The sequence below is a fragment of the Streptomyces sp. NPDC001920 genome (assembly GCF_053594495.1).
Genome location: NZ_JBSFEP010000005.1, coordinates 274948 through 294295 on the forward strand (window position 1 = coordinate 274948; position 19348 = coordinate 294295).

20 protein-coding genes are annotated in these 19348 nt (G+C 73.2%); 11 read left to right on the forward strand and 9 right to left on the reverse strand.

The genetic code is table 11. The annotated features are described in order from the left end of the window. Window positions 1–46: 46 nt before the first annotated feature. Genes ACWCPI_RS10850 through ACWCPI_RS10860 form a run of 3 tightly spaced genes read right to left on the reverse strand, consistent with a single transcriptional unit; the run spans window position 47 to window position 3059 of the window. Window positions 47–1036, reverse strand: a complete 990-nt coding sequence (locus ACWCPI_RS10850) for an acyl-CoA dehydrogenase family protein (protein WP_451037801.1) — start codon at window positions 1034–1036, stop codon at window positions 47–49. Then, window positions 1036–2202, reverse strand: coding sequence for an acyl-CoA dehydrogenase family protein (locus tag ACWCPI_RS10855; protein WP_451037802.1), 1167 nt, complete (start codon window positions 2200–2202; stop codon window positions 1036–1038). The genes ACWCPI_RS10850 and ACWCPI_RS10855 overlap by 1 nt, the downstream gene beginning before the upstream one ends. Continuing rightward, entirely contained in the window at window positions 2202–3059 is an 858-nt protein-coding gene (locus tag ACWCPI_RS10860; RefSeq protein ID WP_451037803.1) for an enoyl-CoA hydratase, read from the reverse strand. The genes ACWCPI_RS10855 and ACWCPI_RS10860 overlap by 1 nt, the downstream gene beginning before the upstream one ends. Window positions 3060–3169: 110 nt before the next feature. On the opposite strand from ACWCPI_RS10860, the gene ACWCPI_RS10865 reads away from it, so the two are divergent. The 3 genes from ACWCPI_RS10865 to ACWCPI_RS10875 are packed head-to-tail and all read left to right on the forward strand — an operon-like array spanning window position 3170 to window position 5782. Then, complete coding sequence (locus tag ACWCPI_RS10865; RefSeq protein ID WP_451037804.1) at window positions 3170–3961, forward strand: SDR family oxidoreductase; 792 nt, start codon at window positions 3170–3172, stop codon at window positions 3959–3961. A 51-nt stretch (window positions 3962–4012) separates the two neighbouring features. Further along, a complete protein-coding gene (locus tag ACWCPI_RS10870; RefSeq protein ID WP_451037931.1) occupies window positions 4013–4600 on the forward strand; it encodes a TetR/AcrR family transcriptional regulator in 588 nt (195 codons plus the stop codon). A gap of 24 nt (window positions 4601–4624) precedes the next feature. Continuing rightward, window positions 4625–5782, forward strand: coding sequence for an acetyl-CoA C-acetyltransferase (locus tag ACWCPI_RS10875; protein WP_451037805.1), 1158 nt, complete (start codon window positions 4625–4627; stop codon window positions 5780–5782). Between the two features lie 61 nt (window positions 5783–5843). Here the strand turns inward: ACWCPI_RS10875 and ACWCPI_RS10880 are convergent, their stop codons facing one another. The 5 genes from ACWCPI_RS10880 to ACWCPI_RS10900 all read right to left on the reverse strand — a co-directional run bounded on the left by ACWCPI_RS10880 (window position 5844) and on the right by ACWCPI_RS10900 (window position 10266). Further along, window positions 5844–6680 carry an NAD(P)H-binding protein gene (locus tag ACWCPI_RS10880; protein WP_451037932.1) on the reverse strand — a complete coding sequence of 279 codons (837 nt, stop codon included), beginning with the start codon at window positions 6678–6680 and terminating at the stop codon, window positions 5844–5846. A 106-nt stretch (window positions 6681–6786) separates the two neighbouring features. Next, window positions 6787–7851 (reverse strand): NAD(P)H-dependent flavin oxidoreductase, encoded by a 1065-nt coding sequence (locus ACWCPI_RS10885; RefSeq protein ID WP_451037806.1) that lies wholly within the window; start codon window positions 7849–7851, stop codon window positions 6787–6789. Then, on the reverse strand, window positions 7848–8603 hold the full coding sequence (locus ACWCPI_RS10890; RefSeq protein WP_451037807.1) for a CoA-transferase subunit beta: 756 nt from the start codon (window positions 8601–8603) through the stop codon (window positions 7848–7850). The genes ACWCPI_RS10885 and ACWCPI_RS10890 overlap by 4 nt, the downstream gene beginning before the upstream one ends. Further along, the gene (locus ACWCPI_RS10895) at window positions 8600–9475 is read right to left on the reverse strand and encodes a CoA transferase subunit A (protein ID WP_451037933.1); all 876 of its coding nucleotides are present in this window, start codon (window positions 9473–9475) and stop codon (window positions 8600–8602) included. Before ACWCPI_RS10895 ends, ACWCPI_RS10890 begins: the two co-directional genes overlap by 4 nt. Before the next feature lie 14 nt (window positions 9476–9489). Then, window positions 9490–10266, reverse strand: coding sequence for an enoyl-CoA hydratase family protein (locus tag ACWCPI_RS10900; protein ID WP_451037808.1), 777 nt, complete (start codon window positions 10264–10266; stop codon window positions 9490–9492). 78 nt (window positions 10267–10344) lie between these two features. Between ACWCPI_RS10900 and ACWCPI_RS10905 the strand changes: the two genes are divergently transcribed. Continuing rightward, window positions 10345–11187 carry an SDR family oxidoreductase gene (locus ACWCPI_RS10905; RefSeq protein ID WP_451037809.1) on the forward strand — a complete coding sequence of 281 codons (843 nt, stop codon included), beginning with the start codon at window positions 10345–10347 and terminating at the stop codon, window positions 11185–11187. Further along, on the forward strand, window positions 11184–12095 hold the full coding sequence (locus ACWCPI_RS10910; RefSeq protein WP_451037810.1) for an SDR family oxidoreductase: 912 nt from the start codon (window positions 11184–11186) through the stop codon (window positions 12093–12095). Before ACWCPI_RS10905 ends, ACWCPI_RS10910 begins: the two co-directional genes overlap by 4 nt. Before the next feature lie 374 nt (window positions 12096–12469). Here the strand turns inward: ACWCPI_RS10910 and ACWCPI_RS10915 are convergent, their stop codons facing one another. Further along, window positions 12470–12862 (reverse strand): VOC family protein, encoded by a 393-nt coding sequence (locus tag ACWCPI_RS10915; protein WP_451037811.1) that lies wholly within the window; start codon window positions 12860–12862, stop codon window positions 12470–12472. A gap of 282 nt (window positions 12863–13144) precedes the next feature. Here ACWCPI_RS10915 and ACWCPI_RS10920 point away from each other — a divergent pair, with 282 nt between their 5' ends. The 6 genes from ACWCPI_RS10920 to hypF all read left to right on the forward strand — a co-directional run bounded on the left by ACWCPI_RS10920 (window position 13145) and on the right by hypF (window position 19348). Then, window positions 13145–13438, forward strand: coding sequence for an ArsR/SmtB family transcription factor (locus ACWCPI_RS10920; protein WP_388795325.1), 294 nt, complete (start codon window positions 13145–13147; stop codon window positions 13436–13438). Further along, complete coding sequence (locus ACWCPI_RS10925) at window positions 13435–13821, forward strand: VOC family protein (protein ID WP_451037812.1); 387 nt, start codon at window positions 13435–13437, stop codon at window positions 13819–13821. The genes ACWCPI_RS10920 and ACWCPI_RS10925 overlap by 4 nt, the downstream gene beginning before the upstream one ends. A 124-nt stretch (window positions 13822–13945) precedes the next feature. Continuing rightward, window positions 13946–15655 carry an enoyl-CoA hydratase-related protein gene (locus ACWCPI_RS10930; protein ID WP_451037813.1) on the forward strand — a complete coding sequence of 570 codons (1710 nt, stop codon included), beginning with the start codon at window positions 13946–13948 and terminating at the stop codon, window positions 15653–15655. Then, window positions 15652–16239, forward strand: a complete 588-nt coding sequence (locus ACWCPI_RS10935) for a hydrogenase maturation protease (protein WP_451037814.1) — start codon at window positions 15652–15654, stop codon at window positions 16237–16239. Before ACWCPI_RS10930 ends, ACWCPI_RS10935 begins: the two co-directional genes overlap by 4 nt. Before the next feature lie 50 nt (window positions 16240–16289). Then, complete coding sequence (hypB, locus tag ACWCPI_RS10940) at window positions 16290–17018, forward strand: hydrogenase nickel incorporation protein HypB (RefSeq protein ID WP_451037815.1); 729 nt, start codon at window positions 16290–16292, stop codon at window positions 17016–17018. Then, complete coding sequence (gene hypF, locus ACWCPI_RS10945; protein ID WP_451037816.1) at window positions 17015–19348, forward strand: carbamoyltransferase HypF; 2334 nt, start codon at window positions 17015–17017, stop codon at window positions 19346–19348. Before hypB ends, hypF begins: the two co-directional genes overlap by 4 nt.

Genomic DNA, 19348 nt, shown 5'->3' on the forward strand with positions numbered 1-19348 from the left:
GCAACCCGAGGGCGAGGGCCCGTGCCGGGTATCTGCGCGGCGGCGGTCACGTCATGAGGACGCGGGCACGGCAGTCGGCCGGCGTTCCCCAGGCGGTGCGCAGGGCGCGCGCCTTGCGGATCCACAGGGACAGGTCGAGTTCCTCGGTGTAGCCCAGCGCACCGTGGCAGCGCAAGGCGGTGCGGGCGGCGCAGCAGGCCGCTTCGCCCGCCGTCACCTTCGCCGCCGCGATGTCACGGGCGCCGTCCGACCGGCCCGTCGCCAGGGCCACCGCCGCCGCGTGGACGAGCGGCTCGGCGAATTCCAGTGCGATCAGGGTGTCGGCGAGGCGGTGCTTGAGCGCCTGGAAGGACCCGATGGGCCGGCCGAACTGGGTGCGCCGCTTGACGTGGGCGACGGCGCCGCCGAGCAGGGCCCGGCCGAGCCCCAGGGCTTGGGCTGCGGTGGCCAGCGCTGCGAGGTCGGCGGCGTGGGCCGCGGCCGTCCGCACCGCCGGCCCGCGCGCCACGACCGTGCCGCCGAGCGGCCGGGCCAGCCTGCGCGCCGGGTCGGCCGAGGGCTGCACGGGCCCCGTCGACTCGGCCACTCGTACGGTGTCATCGGTCACGACGAAGACCACGTCGGCGGCGTCCGCGTCCAGGGCGAACGGGACACCGGACGCCGTCAGGCACAACGAGGCGACCGTCTTGCCGGAGGCGATGCCGGGCAGCCGGTCCGCGGCGAGCGTCCGGTCACCGAGTCCGTCGAGCAGGGCGGCGACGGCCACCGTCTCCACCAGGGGGCCGGGCACGGCGTGCCGCCCCGACTCGGTGAAGGCGACGGCGAGTTCGACGGGACGCGGACCCAGCCCGTCGTACGCCTCCGGGACGGCCAGGGCGAAGACGCCCGCCTCCGCCAGACGGGTCCACAGCGTGCGCCCGGGGCCGTGGTCCCCGGCCGACCAGGCGCGTACGACCGCCGGTGTCCCGGCCGCGGCCAGCATGCCGTCCAGCGAGCGGGCGAACTCCCGCTGCTCGTCGTCCAGTCGGAACCGCATCAGCGGCGTCCTTTCGGGAGCCCGAGCAGCCGCTCGGCGATGATGTCGCGCTGGATCTCGTTGGTGCCGGCGTAGATCGGGCCGGCGAGGGAGAACGTGTACCCCTCGGCCCAGCGCCCGTGCGCGGGCGACTCGGCGGCGGCGTCGGCGAGTTCGCCGTAGGGCCCGAGGAGGTCCAGGGCGGTCTCGTGCAGGGCGATGTCCAGTTCGGACCAGAAGACCTTGTTCAGGCTCGCCTCCGCCCCGATCGAGCCGCCCGCCGGCCGGGAGGCGGTCGCGTAGGCGAACAGCTGATAGGCGCGGGCTGCGATGACCGCGTCCGCGACCCGGTCGCGCAGTGCCGTGTCCGACGGACCGGCGGCGGTGCGCCACAGAGCGGTGAGGCGGGCGGCGGCGGCCGTGAAACGGCCGGGGCTGCGCAGGGTGAGGCCTCGCTCGTTGCCTGCCGTGCTCATCGCGACCCGCCAGCCGTGCCCGGGCTCGCCGATGACGTCCTCGTCGGGTACGAAGACGTCGTCGAGGAAGATGTCGGCGAAGGCCGGCTTGCCGTCCAGGCGCCGGACGGGGCGTACGGTCACGCCGTCGGCGTCCAGCGCGAACATCACGTACGTCAGGCCCTGGTAAGGCTTGTCGGCGTGCGGGTCGCTGCGGAACAGTCCGAAGGCCCGGTCGGCGAAGGCGGCACGGGAGGACCAGGCCTTCTGTCCGGACAGCAGCCAGCCGCCCTCGGTCCGGCGCGCGGTGGAACGCAGCGAGGCGAGGTCGGAACCGGCCTCCGGTTCGGACCATGCCTGGGCCCAGACGACCTCGCCGCTCGCCATGGGCGGCAGGACACGGGCCAGCTGCTGCGGTGTGCCGTGCTCGAAGAGGGTGGGGGCCAGCAGGTTGATGCCGTTCTGGCCGACCCGGCCGGGTGCGCCGGCCGCGTAGTACTCCTCCTCGAAGATCAGCCACTCCAGCATCGAGGCTCCCCGGCCGCCGTACTCCTCGGGCCAGGACACCACCGACCAGTGGTCCGCGAAGAGGGTGCGCTCCCATGCGCGGTGGGCCGCGAAGCCCGTCGCCGTCTCCAGGGAGGGCAGCGGGACGCGGGGCACATGGGCGGCGAGCCAGGCACGCGCCTCGGCGCGGAAGGCGTCCTCGGAGGGTGAGAAGGAGAGGTCCATCAGGACCCCGCCTTCTTCATGGCCCGGACGTCCATGCCGCCGAGGGGGTCGGCGGAGGTCTCGGCGTTGTGCGCGTGGGCCAGGTGGTGCAGGCCGAAGACGGAGTCCATGCCGGCGTGCAGGCCCTGGAGGTCCTCCGCCTGGTTGACGGCGCGTTTGGTCAGGGCCAGCCCCATCCGGGGCATCTCGCAGATCCGCTCCGCCAGTTCCATGGTGCGGTCGGTGAGTTCGGCACGCGGTACGACCCGGTTGATCATGCCGATCTCGTAGGCCCGGCGGGCGCTCATACGGTCTCCGGTGTAAAGGAACTCCTTGGCGATCCTGGGCGGCATCGCCCAGGGGTGGGCGAAGTACTCCACGCCGGGGATGCCCATGCGGACCACCGGGTCGGCGAAGAAGGCGTCCTCGGAGGCGACGATCAGGTCGCACACCCAGGCCAGCATCAGCCCGCCCGCGACGCACGCGCCCTGCACGGAGGCGATGGACGGCTTCGGGAGCTCCCGCCAGCGCCGGCACATGCCCAGGTACACCTCGGACTCCCGGGCGAAGCGGCTCTCCGCGCCCTGTTTGTCGGAGTGGTCCCACCACAGCCCGGCCCTGCGCTCGAACGGGAGGTGGGCGTCGCGCTCCGGGGTGCCGATGTCGTGTCCGGCCGAGAAGTGCCGCCCCTCCCCCGCGAGGACGACGACCTTGACCTCGTCGTCCTCGGCCGCCCGGTAGAAGGCGTGGTCCAGGGCGTAGGTCATGGCCGAGTTCTGGGCGTTGCGGTACTCGGGGCGGTTCATCGTGACCACGGCGACGGGTCCGCGGCGTTCGTAGCGCACCGGCTCCTCGGGGGCCGTCGGGGCGGTCGGCATCGACCCCTCCTTTCCCTAACAAGTGTTTGGTAGATTATCTGGCGGGGCGTCAGCCGTCGAGAGCCGCCCTGGGACCGCCGGGAGCTCGACCTGCCGAAGGAGGAGGCGCGTTGACCACCACACCGCCGCCGTACGTGCCCGGCCACGAGCTGCTGAGCGGGCGCGGTGCCGTCGTCACCGCCGCGGCGGGCGCCGGGATCGGTGGCGCGACCGCGCGGCGGCTGCTGGAGGAGGGCGCGCGGGTCGTCGTGTCCGACGCGCACGCCCGCCGGCTGAAGGCGTCCGCGGCGGAGCTGGCCGACGCCTTCGGCGCGGACCGGGTGGCGGCGCTCCCCTGCGACGTCACCGACGAGGGGCAGGTCGCCGCGCTGTTCGACCTCGCGCAGGAGCGCTTCGGCCGGCTGGACATCGTCGTGAACAACGCCGGGCTCGGTGGCACGGCCGATCTCGTCGACATGACGGACGAGCAGTGGGCGAAGGTCCTCGACGTCACGCTGAACGGCACTTTTCGCTGCACCCGTGCGGCTCTGCGCCGTATGAAGGCCGGCGGCCCGGGCGGCGGGGTGATCGTGAACAACGCCTCGGTGGCCGGCTGGCGGGCCCAGAAGGGGCAGGCGCACTACGCCGCCGCGAAGGCCGGGGTCATGGCGCTCACCCGGTGTGCGGCGCTGGAGGCCGCCGAGTTCGGTGTCCGCGTCAACGCCGTCGCGCCGAGTCTCGCCATGCATCCGCACCTGGTGAAGGTGACCACCCCCGAGCTGCTGGAGGAGCTGACCGCCCGGGAGGCGTTCGGACGGTACGCCGAGCCGTGGGAGGTGGCCAACGTGATCGTCTTCCTCGCCTCCGGCTACTCGTCGTACATGACCGGCGAGGTCGTCTCGGTCAGCAGCCGGCATGCGTGAGGCGACAATGATCCGGTGCCGAACAGCAACAGTGACCGCAAGAAGACGGCGATGAGCGCCGCGCCCGAACGACGCGAGGAGATCCTGGCCGCCGCCGCCGAGGTCTTCGCCGCGCAGGGCTACCGCGCCACCACGGTGCGCAGGATCGCGGACGAGGCCGGGATGCTCGCGGGCAGCCTCTACTACCACTTCGACTCCAAGGAGTCGATGCTCGACGAGATCCTCTCCGGTTTCCTGGACGACCTGTGGGCCCGCTACGACGCCGTGCTCGCCGCCGGTCTCGGTCCCCGGGAGACGGTCCAGGCCCTCGTCACCGAGTCCTTCCGGGAGATCGACCGGCACCATGCCGCCGTCGCCATCTACCAGAAGGAGTCCAAGCACCTGCGGAACCAGCCGCGCTTCGCCTATCTCGTCGAGTCGCAGGTGAGGTTCGAGAAGGCGTGGCTGGGCACTTTGGAGCGCGGAGTGGCCGAGCGGGCCTTCCGCGCCGACCTCGACGTCCGGCTCACGTACCGCTTCCTGCGCGACACCGTCTGGGTGGCCGCGTCCTGGTACCGGCCGGGCGGACAGCACAGCCCGGAGGAGATCGCCCGTCAGTACCTGTCGATGGTGCTGGAGGGCATCACGCTGCGCGAATGACACGGTGAGGGAAGAGGAGTGGTCATGGCCGAGGCATACATCGTCGAAGCGGTCCGCACCCCGGTCGGCAGGCGGGGCGGCGGACTGTCCGCCGTGCATCCCGCCGATCTCGGCGCACACGTGCTCAAGGCCCTGATGGAGCGCTCGGGCGTCGACCCGGCGGCCGTCGAGGACGTCGTCCTCGGCTGTCTGGACACCGTCGGACCGCAGGCCGGTGACATCGCCCGTACCTGCTGGCTGGCCGCCGGCCTGCCCGAGGAGGTGCCGGGCGTGACGGTGGACCGGCAGTGCGGCTCCTCGCAGCAGGCCGTGCACTTCGCCGCCCAGGCGGTGCTGTCGGGCACGCAGGACCTGGTCGTCGCCGGCGGCGTGCAGAACATGTCGATGATCCCGATCGCGTTCGCGACCCGCCAGGCCGCCGAGCCGCTCGGTCTGACAAAGGGCCCCTTCGCCGGCTCGGAGGGCTGGCGAGCCCGGTACGGTGACCGGCCCGTCAACCAGTTCGCGGGCGCCGAGATGATCGCCGCGAAGTGGGGCATCTCCCGTACGGACATGGAGGAGTTCGCGCTGCGCTCGCACCGGCGGGCCGTCCGCGCCGTCGACGAGGGGCGCTTCGACCGCGAGACCGTGCCCTACGGGGACATCACGGCCGACGAGGGGCCGCGCCGCGACACCAGCCTGGAGAAGATGGCCGCCCTGAAGCCGGTCATCGAGGGCGGCAGCATCACCGCCGCGTGCTCCTCCCAGGTCTCCGACGGCGCGTCCGCCATGCTGCTGGCGAGCGAACGGGCCGTACGGGAGCACGCTCTGACCCCGCGCGCCCGCGTCCACCACCTCTCGGTGCGCGGCGAGGACCCGATCCGCATGCTGACCGCGCCGATACCGGCGACGGCGTACGCGATGAAGAAGTCCGGGATGACGCTCGACGCCATCGACCTGGTCGAGATCAACGAGGCGTTCGCGCCGGTGGTGCTGGCCTGGCTGAAGGAGACCGGCGCCGACCCGGAGAAGGTCAACGTCAACGGCGGGGCCATCGCGCTGGGCCACCCCTTGGGTGCCACCGGCACCAGGCTGATGACGACGCTGCTGCACGAACTGGAGCGCACGGGCGGCCGGTTCGGCCTGCAGACGATGTGCGAGGGCGGCGGCCAGGCCAACGTCACGATCATCGAACGGCTCTGATCCGGTCCGTGGGCCTGCGTGGCGCGTCGTCCGGCGGCCGGGGCGCGGGCGGGGAGCCGGCTCAGCGGAAGGCGGCACCGTTCTCCGCGGCCCACTGCTCGAACGGCCTCGCCGGGGAGCCGGTGATCCGGGGCACCGTGTCGCGCACCTTCAGCAGGTCGTCGTTGACGTCACCGCCCATCAGGTCGAGCACGGCGCTCGCGGTCGCGTCCCCCATGAAGGAGGCCATCCACGTGTGCGCCTCCTCCCGGCCGATCTCCGCGAAGGAAATGTCCCGGCCCGTGGCGACGGCGATGGCCGCGCTCTGCCGCCGGGCCGTGACGCGTTCGGGTCCGGTCAGTGCGTACGTCCGGCCGCGGTGGCCCGGTTCGGTCAGTGCCGTGGCGGCCACCGCGGCGACGTCCGCCGGGTGGATGGCGGGCAGTCCGACGTCCGCGTACGGCGCCCGCACCTGTCCGTGTTCCCGGATCGACGGGGCCCACCACAGGGTGTTCGAGGCGAACTGCGTCGGCCGCAGGATCGTCCAGTCCATGCCGCTGCCGCGAAGTGCGCGTTCGGCGGCCAGGTTCTCCCGGGCCGCGGGCAGGTGCGGATGCGTCTGCACCGTGATCGAGGACACCAGCACCACATGGTCCACACCCGCCTGCCGGGCCGCGGTCACGACCTCCTCCGTCCCGCCGCCCGTGCCCGACAGCAGGAACAGCGAACGCACCTTTTCCAGCGCGGGTCCCAGTGACTCCGCCTGCCCGAGATCTCCCTCGACGGCCTCGACGCCCTCGGGGAACGAGGCCCGTGCCGCGTCACGCGTGAGGCCCCGGACCGGCGCGGCACCCCGCCGGTGCAGTCGCCTCAGCAGAGCGCTGCCGATGTTTCCGGTCGCCCCGGCCACGAGGATCATCATCGTCTTCTTCCTGTCGCGGGCCGTTGATCACGCCGATGTCACCGCACGCTAGAACCTCGACTTCGCTTCAGGTCAAGGAAGGAGAAGGCAGGGCCCGCGGCGCTCACGCCGATCGGGGCAGCCGGTTGAGCGTGGCATGCGCCTCGGCCATGATCCGGTCCACGAGTTCGGCGCAGGACGGCAGGTCGTGGATCACCCCGGCGACCTGTCCGGAGGCCATCACGCCGAGGTCGGTGCGGCCGTCGACCATCGCGGCCCTGAGCAGCATGGGGGTGTTGGCGGCGAGCAGGACCTGACTCCACGTCAGCTGCCTGCCGTGCTTCATCGCCAGGCCGTCGCGGACCATCGCCGCCCAGGTCATGCCGGTCTCGTGCCGGAAGGCGGCGGCGTGGCGGACCGCGCGCCACAGGGACGCGGCCCGGCCGGAGCGCTCCAGCGCGTCGACGAGTTCGGTGCGCAGCATCCGGTGGGGCAGGCCGTCGACCTCGCTGGTGACGGTGACGTCCTGGACGGCGGCGGCCAGGTAGCGGGCCTTGACCGGGTCGGGGACGGTGCTGTCGGAGGTGAGCAGGAAGCGGGTGCCCATGGCGATGCCCGCGGCTCCGTACGCGAGCGCCGCGACCAGGCCGCGCCCGTCGTGGAAGCCGCCGGCCGCGATCACCGGGATGTCCACCGCGTCCACGACCTGCGGGAGCAGGACACTGGTGGCGACGCCGCCGGTGTGCCCGCCCCCCTCCGCCCCCTGCACCACCACCGCGTCCACGCCCCACTCCGCGACCTTCTCCGCGTGCCGCCGCGCGCCGACGGACGGGATGACGACGACACCGGCGTCCTTGAGCCGGGCGATCAGCTCCCGCGAGGGCGCCAGCGCGAACGAGGCGACCTTCACGCCCTCGTCGACGATGATCCGGACCCGCTCGGCCGCGTCGCAGGCGTCCGCCCGCAGATTGACCCCGAAGGGCGCGTCGGTACGGGACCGGACCTCACGGACCGCCGCGCGGAGCCGTGCCACGGTCATGGTGGCGGAGGCGAGGATGCCGAGCGCGCCGGCGTTCGCGGTGGCGGACACCAGGCGGGGGCCGGCCACCCAGCCCATGCCCGTCTGCACGAGCGGGTGCCGTACGCCGACCAGCTTGGTCAGCGCCGTGTCGAGGGCCGGGCCGGTCATGCCGCCGGCACCTCGCCCTCGCGCAGCCCTCCGGGGTCGACGACCTCGCGGATCAGCCGCAGCTCCTCGGACGTGGGCTCACGGGTGCGGGGTGTCTCCCGCGGCACGGTCAGTGCGAAGCCGGTGGCCGTGGTGACCTGTTCGGCGGTGACACCGGGGTGCAAGGAGCGTACCCGCATCGTCCGATCCGGTGTCCGGAAGTCGAACACGCCGAGATCGCTGACGACTTGAGTCAGGTGGTGGTAGCGGGTCGCGGAGGGTCCGGCCTCGGCGGCACGGTCGTGGCCGACACCGCAGACCATGTCGACGCGCGCGACGAACACCCTCGTGGAGTGCCGGGGGATCCAGTAACTGGTGGGGTTGTTGAGGGTGTTGACAGGAGCTCCGCGCACTCCCAGCAGCTGCCGTTTCGGGCGGGCCCAGTCGCCGATGCAGGAGATGTTCTGGTTGCCGTGCCGGTCGATCTGGGCGGCGCCCATCATCACGTGCCGACGCCCGGTGGCGACCAGGGCCAGGTGCCGGCGGTACGGCAGCCAGCCCTCGATCCTTTGGGCCCTTGCGCCCATCGCCGGGACGTCAGCCGTCAGCAGCGCCTCACCGTCGGTCAGGAGCAGGTCGGGGGCGAAGGTCAGCTTCGCCAGCCGGGCCGCGATCGCCGGGACGGTGCCCATCGGCGCGGCCAGGATCTCACCGGCGTCCCGCCAGGCTTCGGCACAGGCCACCACGCAGTACTCGGCCCGGGTGACCGTCATCGGGCCACCTCCCCGGCCGCGTCCTCGGCTGCCTCCTCGTGGAATGCCGCCACCGCCGCCTGATAGGCGTCCTCGTCACCCGAGAGGAAGCGCTCGGTGAAGTCCCGCCAGGACCGCGGGTCGCGGGCGGCCCGCGCGTAGGCCCGCTGGAAGGACTCGTCGCGGTCGTGGTCGGGGACGCAGGAGGTGAAGTGCGCTCCGTTCGGTGTCTCCACCACCCCGGTCACGAAGGGCCGTTGCACCAGCAGGGTCTGCGGGCCGGCGTCCTTCAGCAGGTCCGCGGTGTCCACGATCCGCTCGCAGGAGACGTAGGCGGCATCGGCGGCCTGGCAGAACAGGTCGTCGAAGTAGGGGTCGGGACCCAGGTACTGGGCGTTGCCGTACGGGTCCGCACGGTTGAGGTGGACGAGGGCCGCGTCCAGCCGCAGGGCCGGGACCGCGACGAGTTCCTCTGCGTCCTCGTAGGGCGAAGTGACCGTACGCAGGCGGGGGTTGACCCGCATGACGTCCGAGCCGAGACCGGCCCGGATCGGCAGGAAGGGCAACCGGTGTGCCGCGGCCGTCAGGCCCCACATGAACATGGCCTCGTCCAGCTCCACCAGCTCCAGGTCGCCCTGCTGCCGGGCCGCCGTGAAGTGCGGCTCCAACGGGATGGAGTCCAGGGTCGCGAAGGCGGCGACAAGGGTGCGGATCCGCCCGGCGGCGGCGAGGAGGCCGATGTCCGGGCCGCCGTAGGAGACGACGGTGAGGTCTGTGATGCCGGAGCGCAGCAGTGCCCGCACCAGGGCCATCGGCTTGCGTCGTGATCCCCAGCCGCCGATGCCGATCGTCATGCCGCTGTCCAGCCGGCCGACGACCTGCTCGGCGGTCATCGTCTTGTCCCTGCTCACGTCCGCCGCCCCTTCCCGGAGGTCCCGGCGCCGCCGGTGGTGCCGAACGTGTCGCGTACGCGGTCGGCGACGCCGCTGAGGTTCGCCTCGAAGGTGAAGCCCTGCTCGAAGCGGTAGCTGCGGTGGACGTCGATCGGGTCGATGCCGTTGATCGCGGCCTTGGCGAGGCGGATGAGGGAGCCGTCCTTGGCGGCGACCTCACGGGCCAACTCCAGTGCCACCGCGTGCAGTTGCTCGCGCGGCACCACCCGCCACACCGATCCGTGCCGGTGCAGCTCGGCGGCGGTGACCGTGCGCGAGGTGTAGTACAGGGCCCGCATCAGGTGCTGCGGGACCAGGCGGGCCAGGTGGGTGGCCGCGCCCAGCGCGCCCCGGTCCAGCTCGGGCAGCCCGAAGGTCGCGTCGTCGCTCGCCACGATCGCGTCCGCGTTGCCGACCAGACCGATCCCACCGCCCAGGCAGAAGCCGTGGACGGCCGCGACGACCGGGACCTCGCAGTCGTAGACCGCCGCGAACGCCTCGAAGCAACCGCGGTTGGCGCCGACGAGGGCCCTCTTGTCGGCGCTGCGCTGCAGTTCCTTGATGTCGACACCGGCGTTGAAGCCACGTCCGGCCGCGGTGAGCACCACGCACCGCACGTCGGGGTCGGTCCCGGCGGTGCGGATCGCGGTGGCGAGGTCGTACCAGCCCCGCACCGGGAGCGCGTTGACGGGTGGGAAGTCCACGGCGACGACGGCGACGCCCTCTTTCGGGGCGGAGGCGGAGACACCCATGAGCGGATCAGCACCCTTCCCACCAAACGTTTGTTAGGTGGAAGATAGCAGCGGTCCACGCGCCGCGGGAGGTGTCCAATGGCATCGGTCATCGATCTGTCGGGGTCCGTCGCCGTCGTCACCGGCGGCACCCGGGGAGTCGGTGCGGGCATCGCCCGGGCCCTGCTCCAAGCGGGTGCCGAGGTCGTCGTCTGTGCCCGCCGCGCCCCGCGGGAACCGGTCGAGTCGGGTGGGCGCACGGCCCGGTACCTGCCGGTCGACCTGCGCGACCAGGAGGCGACCGTCGCCTTCTTCGACCGGATCCGGGAGGATCACGGCCGCCTGGACACACTGGTCAACAATGCCGGCGGCACCCCGTACCGCATGCTCGACGAGGGCGGGGCGGTCCGGCACGCCCGCGTCGTGGAGCTGAACCTGCTCGCCCCGCTCACCGCCTCGCTCGCCGCGTACGACGTGATGCGCGGCCAGTCCGGCGGGGGGTCGATCGTGATGATCGGCAGTGTGAGCGGCAGCCGCCCCTCCCCCGGTTCGGCGGCGTACGGTGCCGCCAAGGCCGGTCTGGAGAACCTGGCGCGGACCATGGCCGTCGAATGGGCCCCGCGGATACGGGTCAACACCCTCGTCGTCGGAATGGTCCGCACCGAGCTGTCCCCTCTGCACTACGGCGACGAGGACGGCGTCGCGGCCGTCGGGCGCACCGTGCCGCTCGGCCGCCTCGCCGAGCCGTCGGACGTCGGGGACGCCTGCGTCTTTCTCGCCTCCGCGCACGCCTCCTACATCAGCGGCGCCAGCCTCCTGGTGCACGGCGGCGGGGAGCGGCCGGCGTTCCTGGACGCGGCCACCGCCGCCGAGGAGCGCCACGGCCCGTCAGCCGGGCCGTCCCGTCACCTGCCCATCGTCGGAAGGACTTCGCCACCATGACCGGACTGTGCAGCGACCGTGTCGTCGCCGTCACCGGGGCGGGCCGCGGGCTCGGCCGCGCGCACGCCCTGGCCTTCGCCGCCGAGGGCGCCGAGGTCGTCGTCAACGACCTCGGCGTCGGCCTGGACGGCAGCGGGGGAGCCGCCGGGCCCGCACAGCGGGTCGTCGACGAGATCCGGGCGCTGGGCGGGAGGGCGGTCGCCCACACCGGCGACATCACCACGGCTGACGGCGCCGCCTCCCTCGTGCGCCTCGCCCTGGACACGTACGGCCGCCTCGACACGCTCGTCAACAACGCCGGGTTCCTGCGCGACCGCATGCTGGTCAACCTCGGCGAGGACGACTGGGACGCGGTGATGCGGGTTCATCTCAGGGGCCACTTCCTGCCGTTGAAGCACGCCGTCGCGCACTGGCGGGCCGAGGCGAAGGCGGGCCGCACCCCCTCGGCGCGGGTGATCAACACCAGCTCCGGTGCCGGGCTGCTCGGCAGCGTCGGCCAGGGCAACTACTCGGCCGCCAAGGCCGGTGTCGTCGGCCTGACCCTGGTCGCCGCGGCCGAGACGCGCCCCTACGGCGTGCAGGTCAACGCCATCGCCCCGGCGGCCCGCACCCGCATGACCGAGCGGACCTTCGCGGGCACCATGGCCGCCCCCGCGGACGGCGGTTTCGACGCCATGGCGCCGGAGAACGTCTCCCCGCTCGTGGTCTGGCTGGGCTCCGCCGCCTCGGCCGGCGTGACCGGCCGGGTCTTCGAGGCCGAGGGCGGCCGTATCACCGTCATGGAGGGCTGGCGCCCTGGGCCGACCGTGGACAGGGGCGCCCGCTGGAGCCCCGCCGAGGTGGGCGAGGCGGCGCTGAAACTGCTGGCACGGGCGGAGGCGCCGCAGCCGGTGTACGGGGCTCGGTAGCCTTCGGCCCGGTTCCCGGCCGGCTTCCGCACCGAACCCGGGGGACCCGAGGATCAGAACCGGGCCCCCGCGTCCGTGTCGTTGCCCGGACGCGGGAATGCGGGGACGCGAGGGAGCCGTCGGGGCCTCGCGCGGGCCGGTGACCGTGCTGGGGCCGGCGCTGAGGAGCGACCAGGTTCCCGCCGGTGTTCCACGAGGTGCCGCTGCGTGCGCGCGCAGCGCGGCGCCGGGGCCGTGGGCCACGGCAAGGCTCCTCGTCCGCGGGCCGGAGGAACGGCTGAGGTCGTCCCGGGCTCGGGGTGGTCCCGCGTCGTGCGGTGGCCGAGCCCTCACCCCGCCACGACGGCGGAGCGCGGCCCGCGCCGCTCGGCCGATCAGTCCTCCTGCAGTACGGCGAGCACGTTCCCGGCGGGGTCGGTGAACCATGCGATCGCCGCGGGACCTCCGTCGCCGACCCGGACGACGCCCTTGTCGTCGTGGTCGAACCCGGGGTAGCGCTCAAGGCCGACGCCCCGTCGCTCCAGTTCGGCGACGGCCGCCTCGATGTCGTCCACCGGGAAGTTCAGGATCGTGAACGTCGCGGGGGTGTGCCCCTCCTTGGGGTAGACGAAGACCCGTGCGCCACTGCCGAGCTTGAGGGTCAGCATCCGCATCTCCCCCTGCCCGGTCTCCTCCACGTCCAGGCCGAGGACCTCGCCGTAGAACCGGCGGGCCTCGTCGAGGTCGTCGACCGAGAAGCCGCTGAACGCCTGCGATTGTCCGAGCATGCCCTGTGCCTCCTTGGCGGGTGGACCTTCCTGGCGTCCCAGCGCACACCACACGTGACACGGCCGCACCACACGCCGCGCCGTCCGCGTCCGGATGGTCGTGCCGCCTTCACCCCCACGAAGCGGGGGCCGAACACGGTCACGGCTGCGACGGCGGACCGGGCCTCGGCCAGGTCCCGCGAGGCGGCCGGCGAGGTGAACGGTGTGCAGCCCTCCGAACCGAGCCCGCCACGACCGGGCAGACCCTTGATAGGCAAGCGGCTACTTGCCTATGGTGGTGGCGTGCCGGACGACATCTTCAAAGCCCTCGCCGACCCGACCCGCAGAAAGATCCTCGACGAGCTGACGGAGCGGAACGGTCAGACACTGTTCGAGATCTGCGCGCGGCTCACGACCAAGCACGGCCTGGGATCGTCCCGCCAGGCGATCAGCCAGCACCTCGCCGTGCTGGAGGCGGCGGGACTGGTCCGCACCCGGCGCCAGGGCCGCTACAAGTTCCACGACCTCACCACCGAACCGCTTGAGCGCCTCGTCACCCGGTGGCTCAGGCCCGAAACCCCGGAGAGCACCTCATGAGGATCCACATCACCAGCGTCTTCGTCGACGACCAGGAGCAAGCGCTGCGCTTCTACACCGACGTACTGGGCTTTGTGAAGAAGCACGACGTGCCGGTGGGCACGGACCGGTGGCTGACCGTGGTCTCGCCGGAGGAGCCCGACGGGACCGAACTCCTGCTCGAACCCTCGGGCCACCCCGCGGTGCAGCCGTACAAGACGGCGCTGGCCCAGGACGGCATCCCGGCCGCCTCCTTCGCCGTGGACGACGTGCGGGCGGAGTTCGAGCGGCTGCGCGCGCTGGGCGTGCACTTCACCCAGGAGCCGCTGGAGATGGGCTCCCTCACCGCCGCCGTCCTGGACGACACCTGCGGCAACCTGATCCAGATCGTGCACAGCAAGTAGGACGTACGCGAACGGCCCCCGCGTCCGTTCATGCAATCCGATTGGCGGAAGAGATGCCCTCATGGCCGGCGAAACGCCGCCGTGGTCCTTCTCGGCCCTCGGTAAACCGGCGAACATCCCCGTCATGGAGATCTTGCTCGTCGCCAGCGCGTTCAACAGCCTGTCCCAGCGCGTGTACGCGGAACTGTCGGACCAGGGGCACCGGGTGGACGTCGTACTCGCCTCGCACGGCGCCGATGCCGTGCGGGCCGCCGTACGCGCCTCCCGCCCGGAGCTGATCATCGCTCCCATGCTCAAGACGGCGTTGCCGGAGGACGTGTGGCGGGAGCACACCTGCCTCATCGTGCATCCCGGACCACCCGGTGACCGCGGCCCGTCCTCGCTGGACTGGGCGATCGCCGAGGAGGCCTCGCACTGGGGAGTGACGGTGCTCCAGGCCCAGGCGGCCATGGACGCGGGGGACGTGTGGGCCGCCCGCACCTTCCCGGTGCCGCCGGTCGGCAAGAGCGACCTGTACCGGGGCGAGGTGTCCGACGCCGCCTCGGCCGCGGTCCTGCTGGCCGTGCGGCGCTACGCCGAAGGATCGTTCAAGCCGCAGGCCCAGAGCGACCCCTCGATCCGCGTGGTGTGGCGGGACTTCCTGCGCCAGGAGCGGCGCCGGATCGACTGGGACGAGGACAGCACCGCGACGGTCCTGCGCAAGCTCCGGGGCGCCGACTCCCAGCCGGGGGTACTGGACGAACTCCTCGGCCAGGAGGTGTTCCTGCACGGCGGACACCCCGAGGACCGGCTGCGGGGACGCCCCGGTGACCTGCTCGCCACACGCGCCGGGGCGATCTGCCGGGCCACGGTGGACGGCGCGGTGTGGATCCCCGAGCTGCGCCCCCGCAAGAACTCCGGCGACCCGGCGCCGTTCCGCCGTCCGGCCGCCTCCGTGCTGGCCTCACTCCCGAAAGCGGCACAGCTGCGGCTCACCGAGGTCGCCGCGCCCCTCGAACTCTCCCCCGGCAGGCTCACCTGGTCCGACATCCGGTACCGGCAGCACGGCGATGTCGGCTTCCTCGCCTTCTCGTTCCCCGGCGGGGCGATGAGCACCAGTCACTGCCGTCGGCTGCTCGCCGCCTACCGGTACGCGCTCACCCGTCCGACCCGGGTGCTCGTCCTCGGCGGCAGCCGTGACTTCTTCTCCAACGGCATCCATCTGAACGTCATCGAGGCGGCCGCCGACCCGGCCGGCGAATCCTGGGCCAACCTCAACGCCATGAACGACCTGGTCGAAGCCGTGCTGCGCACCACCGACCGCCTGGTGGTGGCGGCGCTGGGCGGCAACGCCGCGGCCGGCGGCGTGATGCTGGCCCTGGCCGCCGACGAGGTGTGGTGCCGCTCGGGCGCCGTCCTCAACCCGCACTACCGCAGGATGGGCCTGTACGGCTCCGAGTTCTGGACGTACACGCTGCCGCGCCGCGTCGGAGCCGAGACGGCTGAGCGGCTGGTGACCGAGGCACTGCCGGTGAGTTCCGCGAACGCCCTGGAGATCGGCCTGGTCAACCGTCTGGTGCATGTGTCGGCGCAGGAGTTCGGCGCCGAGGTCGAGCACCTGGCGGCCGCGCTCGCCGACGAGCCGGACCTGGCGCGCCGGGTCGCCGCGAAGGCCGCGGTCCGCCGCGCGAGCGAGGAGCGGCACCCGCTCGCCGAGTACCGGCGGGACGAACTGGCCCGTATGCGCGCGATCCTCTTCGATCCGCACGCCCCCTACCACGCCCTGCGTTCGGCGTTCGTCCGCAAGCAGCCGGGCGGCTCCCCCGATCCGCTGGCCATCGCGGGCGCGCGATGAGCGCGCGGCTGCTGGTGGCGGGGGTCGGCAACATCTTCCTCGCCGACGACGCCTTCGGCCCCGAGGTGATCCGCGCCCTGGACCGGCGCCCGCTGCCTGCCGAGGTGCGGGTGCGGGACTTCGGCATCCGCGGGATGGATCTCGCCTACGAACTCCTCGCGGGCCACGACACGGTGCTCCTGGTCGACGCGGCGGCCCGGGGGCACCGGCCGGGCACCCTCACGCTGGTCGAGCCGGACCTCCCCGACCGTGCCGCGGGCGGCTGCCCGCCCGAGGCGCACGGTATGGATCCGGCGAAGGTTTTGGCCCTGGCGGCCCACCTGGGCGACGAACCGCTCCCCCGCGTCCTCGTCCTCGCCTGCGAACCCGAGGTGCTGCCCCGCGGTGACGAGGACATCGCCCCCGGGATGAGCGCGACGGTGCGCGACGCGGTGGAGCGGGCCGTCGCGGCCCTGCACCGCATGGTTCCGGTCCTGCTGGCCGACCCGGCGGCCACTGCTTCGTTGAGCCGCCCGGACGAATCCGCCGCCCTGTCCCCGGCCGGGCTCCGGGGCGCGGTCGGCGGTGGCACGCAGGATCGATAGCGGACCGGTATCCCGGTTCGTACCGCATTCGACCGCGAGGAGCAGCGCCCATGTGCGAGTCCGTGGACGAGGTCACACAGGCCGTCCTGGCGAAGAACGACGGCCTGGCCGCGAGCCTGCGTGCCGAACTGGCCCGGCGCGGGGTCGGCGTGGTCAACCTGCTGTCCAGTCCGGGCAGCGGCAAGACCGAGCTGCTCGGGCGGGTGCTGGCCCGGGCGGTGGAGCGGCACGTCCCGGTGGCCGCCCTCACCGCGGACCTGGCGACCGAGAACGACGCCCACCGGCTCGCCCGCTCCGGGGCGCCGGTGAAGCAGCTGCTGACCGACGGGCTGTGCCATCTGGAGGCCCGGCAACTGCGCGGCCACGTGGAGGACTGGCTGCCCGGGGACACCACGCTGCTGTTCGTGGAGAACGTCGGCAACCTGGTGTGCCCGGCCTCCTACGACCTCGGCGAGAGCATGCGGATCGTTCTCATGGCGGTGACGGAGGGCGAGGACAAGCCGCTGAAATACCCCACGGCGTTCGGCTCCGCCCACCTGGTGGTGCTCACCAAGACCGATCTGGCCGGGCCCGCCGGCTTCGACGCGGCGGCCTTCGAGGCGAGCGTGCAGCGCGTGAACCCCGGCGTACGGGTGCTGCGGTCCTGCGCCCGCAGCGGTGAGGGCGTCGACGCGCTCCTGGAGCTGGTGCTCGCCGTACGCGACGGTTCCCCCGTCCACCGGCCCCCGCTCGCGCCGCACCCGCACGGACACGTCCACGCGGCGAGCCCCGTCTCGTGACGGCGCCTGTCGACCAGGCGGTACGCCGCCGGGTCACGGTGCGCGGCACGGTGCAGGGAGTGGGGTTCCGCCCGTTCGTGCACCGGCTGGCCACCGAGCTCGCGCTGGCCGGGTTCGTGAGCAACACCGCGAGCGGTGTGGTCGTCGAGGTGGAGGGCCCGCCGGACGGTGTCGCCCGCTTCTGTGCGCGGCTGTCCACGGAGCCGCCACCGCTGGCCGCGGTCACCGCCGTCGGGTTCGAGGACCTGCCCGTCATCGGAGCCGACGACACCTTCACGATCCGGTCCACCGACCGCTCCCCCGGCCGCACGCTCCTGCCGCCGGACACCGCGACCTGCGCCGACTGCCTGCGCGAGCTGGCCGATCCGGCCGACCGCCGCCACCGGCACCCCTTCATCACCTGCACCCACTGCGGGCCCCGCTTCACCATCGCCACGGCCATGCCGTACGACCGGGCGGTCACGACCATGACCGGCTTCCCGATGTGCCCCCGCTGCGCCCGTGAGTACGGCGATCCGGGCGACCGCCGCTTCCACGCCCAGCCGGTGGCCTGCCCGCACTGCGGTCCCCGGCTGCGCCTGGTGCCCGCCGCCGGCGGCGATGTCCGCGCCGCGCGGGACACCGAGGCGGTGGCCGCGGCCCGGGAGCTGCTGGCGGCCGGTCGGATCGTCGCCGTCAAGGGGCTCGGCGGCTACCACCTGGCGTGCGACGCCACCGACGCACGGGCCGTCGACACGCTGCGCACCCGCAAGGCGCGCGGCGGCAAGCCGTTCGCGGTGATGTGCGCGGACCTCGACGCCGTCCGCCGGATCGCCGCACCCTCCCCCGCCGAACTCGCCGCGCTGACCGGCCCCCGGCGCCCCATCGTCCTGCTGCGCCGAAGCGCACGGCACGAGGTGCTCGCCCCCGGTGTCTGTCCCGGCAGCCCGCACCTCGGCGTGATGCTGCCGTACACCCCCGTGCACACCCTGCTCTTCGGGCTGCCCGGCGATCCGCCGGGCCCGCGGGTGCTGGTCATGACGAGCGGCAACCGCTCGGGGGAGCCGATCGTCACGGACGACGACGAGGCGCTGACCCGGCTGGCCGGGCTGGCCGACGCATGGCTCGCCCACGACCGCGTCATCGCCTCGCCGTGCGACGACTCCCTGCTGCGGGTGCGCGCCGACGGCGGCGAGCAGGTGCTGCGCCGCTCACGCGGGTACGTGCCCCGTCCGCTGCGGCTGCCGGTGGCGGTGCGGCCGGCGCTCGCGGTGGGCGGCGACCTGAAGAACGCCCTGTGCGTGGGTGAGGGCGACCAGGCCTGGTTCGGGCCGCACATCGGCGACATGGGCGACCTGACCACGCTGGAGGCGGTCCGGCGGGCGGAGTCCCATATGAGCAGCCTGACCGGCGTGAGCCCGGAACTGGTCGCCGCGGACCGGCACCCGGGATACCACTCGGCGCGGTGGGCGCGGCGGCGGGCGTCCCGGATGCCCGTGGCCACTCCGGTGTTCGTCCAGCACCACCACGCGCATGTCGCCTCGGCGATGGCCGAGCACGGCCTCGACGGCACCACCCCCGTCATCGGTGTCGCGTTCGACGGCACCGGCTACGGCGACGACGGCACCGTGTGGGGCGGCGAGATCCTGCTCGCCGACTACGCGGGCTTCCGGCGCTACGGCCGTCTGACCCCTGCCCCGCTCCCCGGCGGGGACGCGGGTGTCGCCAACCCCTGCCGGCTGGCGCTGGCCCGGCTGTGGACCGCCGGCCTGCGCTGGGACCCGGACCTGCCCTGCGTGGCCGCCTGCGAACCCGGGGAACTCCTGCTGCTGGAAGCGCAGTTGAGCCGCTCGGTGGCGACAGTGGCGACCTCCAGCATGGGCCGGCTCTTCGACGCCGTGTCGTCCCTGGTGGGCGTCTGCCATCGCGCCGAGTACGAGGCCCAGGCGGCCCTGGAGCTGGAGTCGGCGGCCGTGACGGCCTGGGACGCGGACGGGCCGGCGTACACCTTCGGTCTCTCGGACGGCGCCTGCGACCCGGCACCCGTGCTCGGCGCCCTCGTCGCCGACCTGCGCCGAGGCACCCCGGCCCCCGTCCTCGCCGCCCGTTTCCACCGGGGCGTCGCGCGGGCCGTTCAGCAGATCTGCCGGCGGGCGCGCCGGGACACCGGTCTGATCACCGTCGCCCTCACCGGCGGGGTCTTCGCCAACGCGCTGCTGGAGCAGGAGTGCACCCGGCTGCTGACCGGGGACGGCTTCACGGTGCTGCGGCACGGCGAAGTCCCGCCGAACGACGGCGGGTTGGCCCTCGGCCAGCTGGTGGTCGCGGCGCACGGACGACAGAAGGAGTGA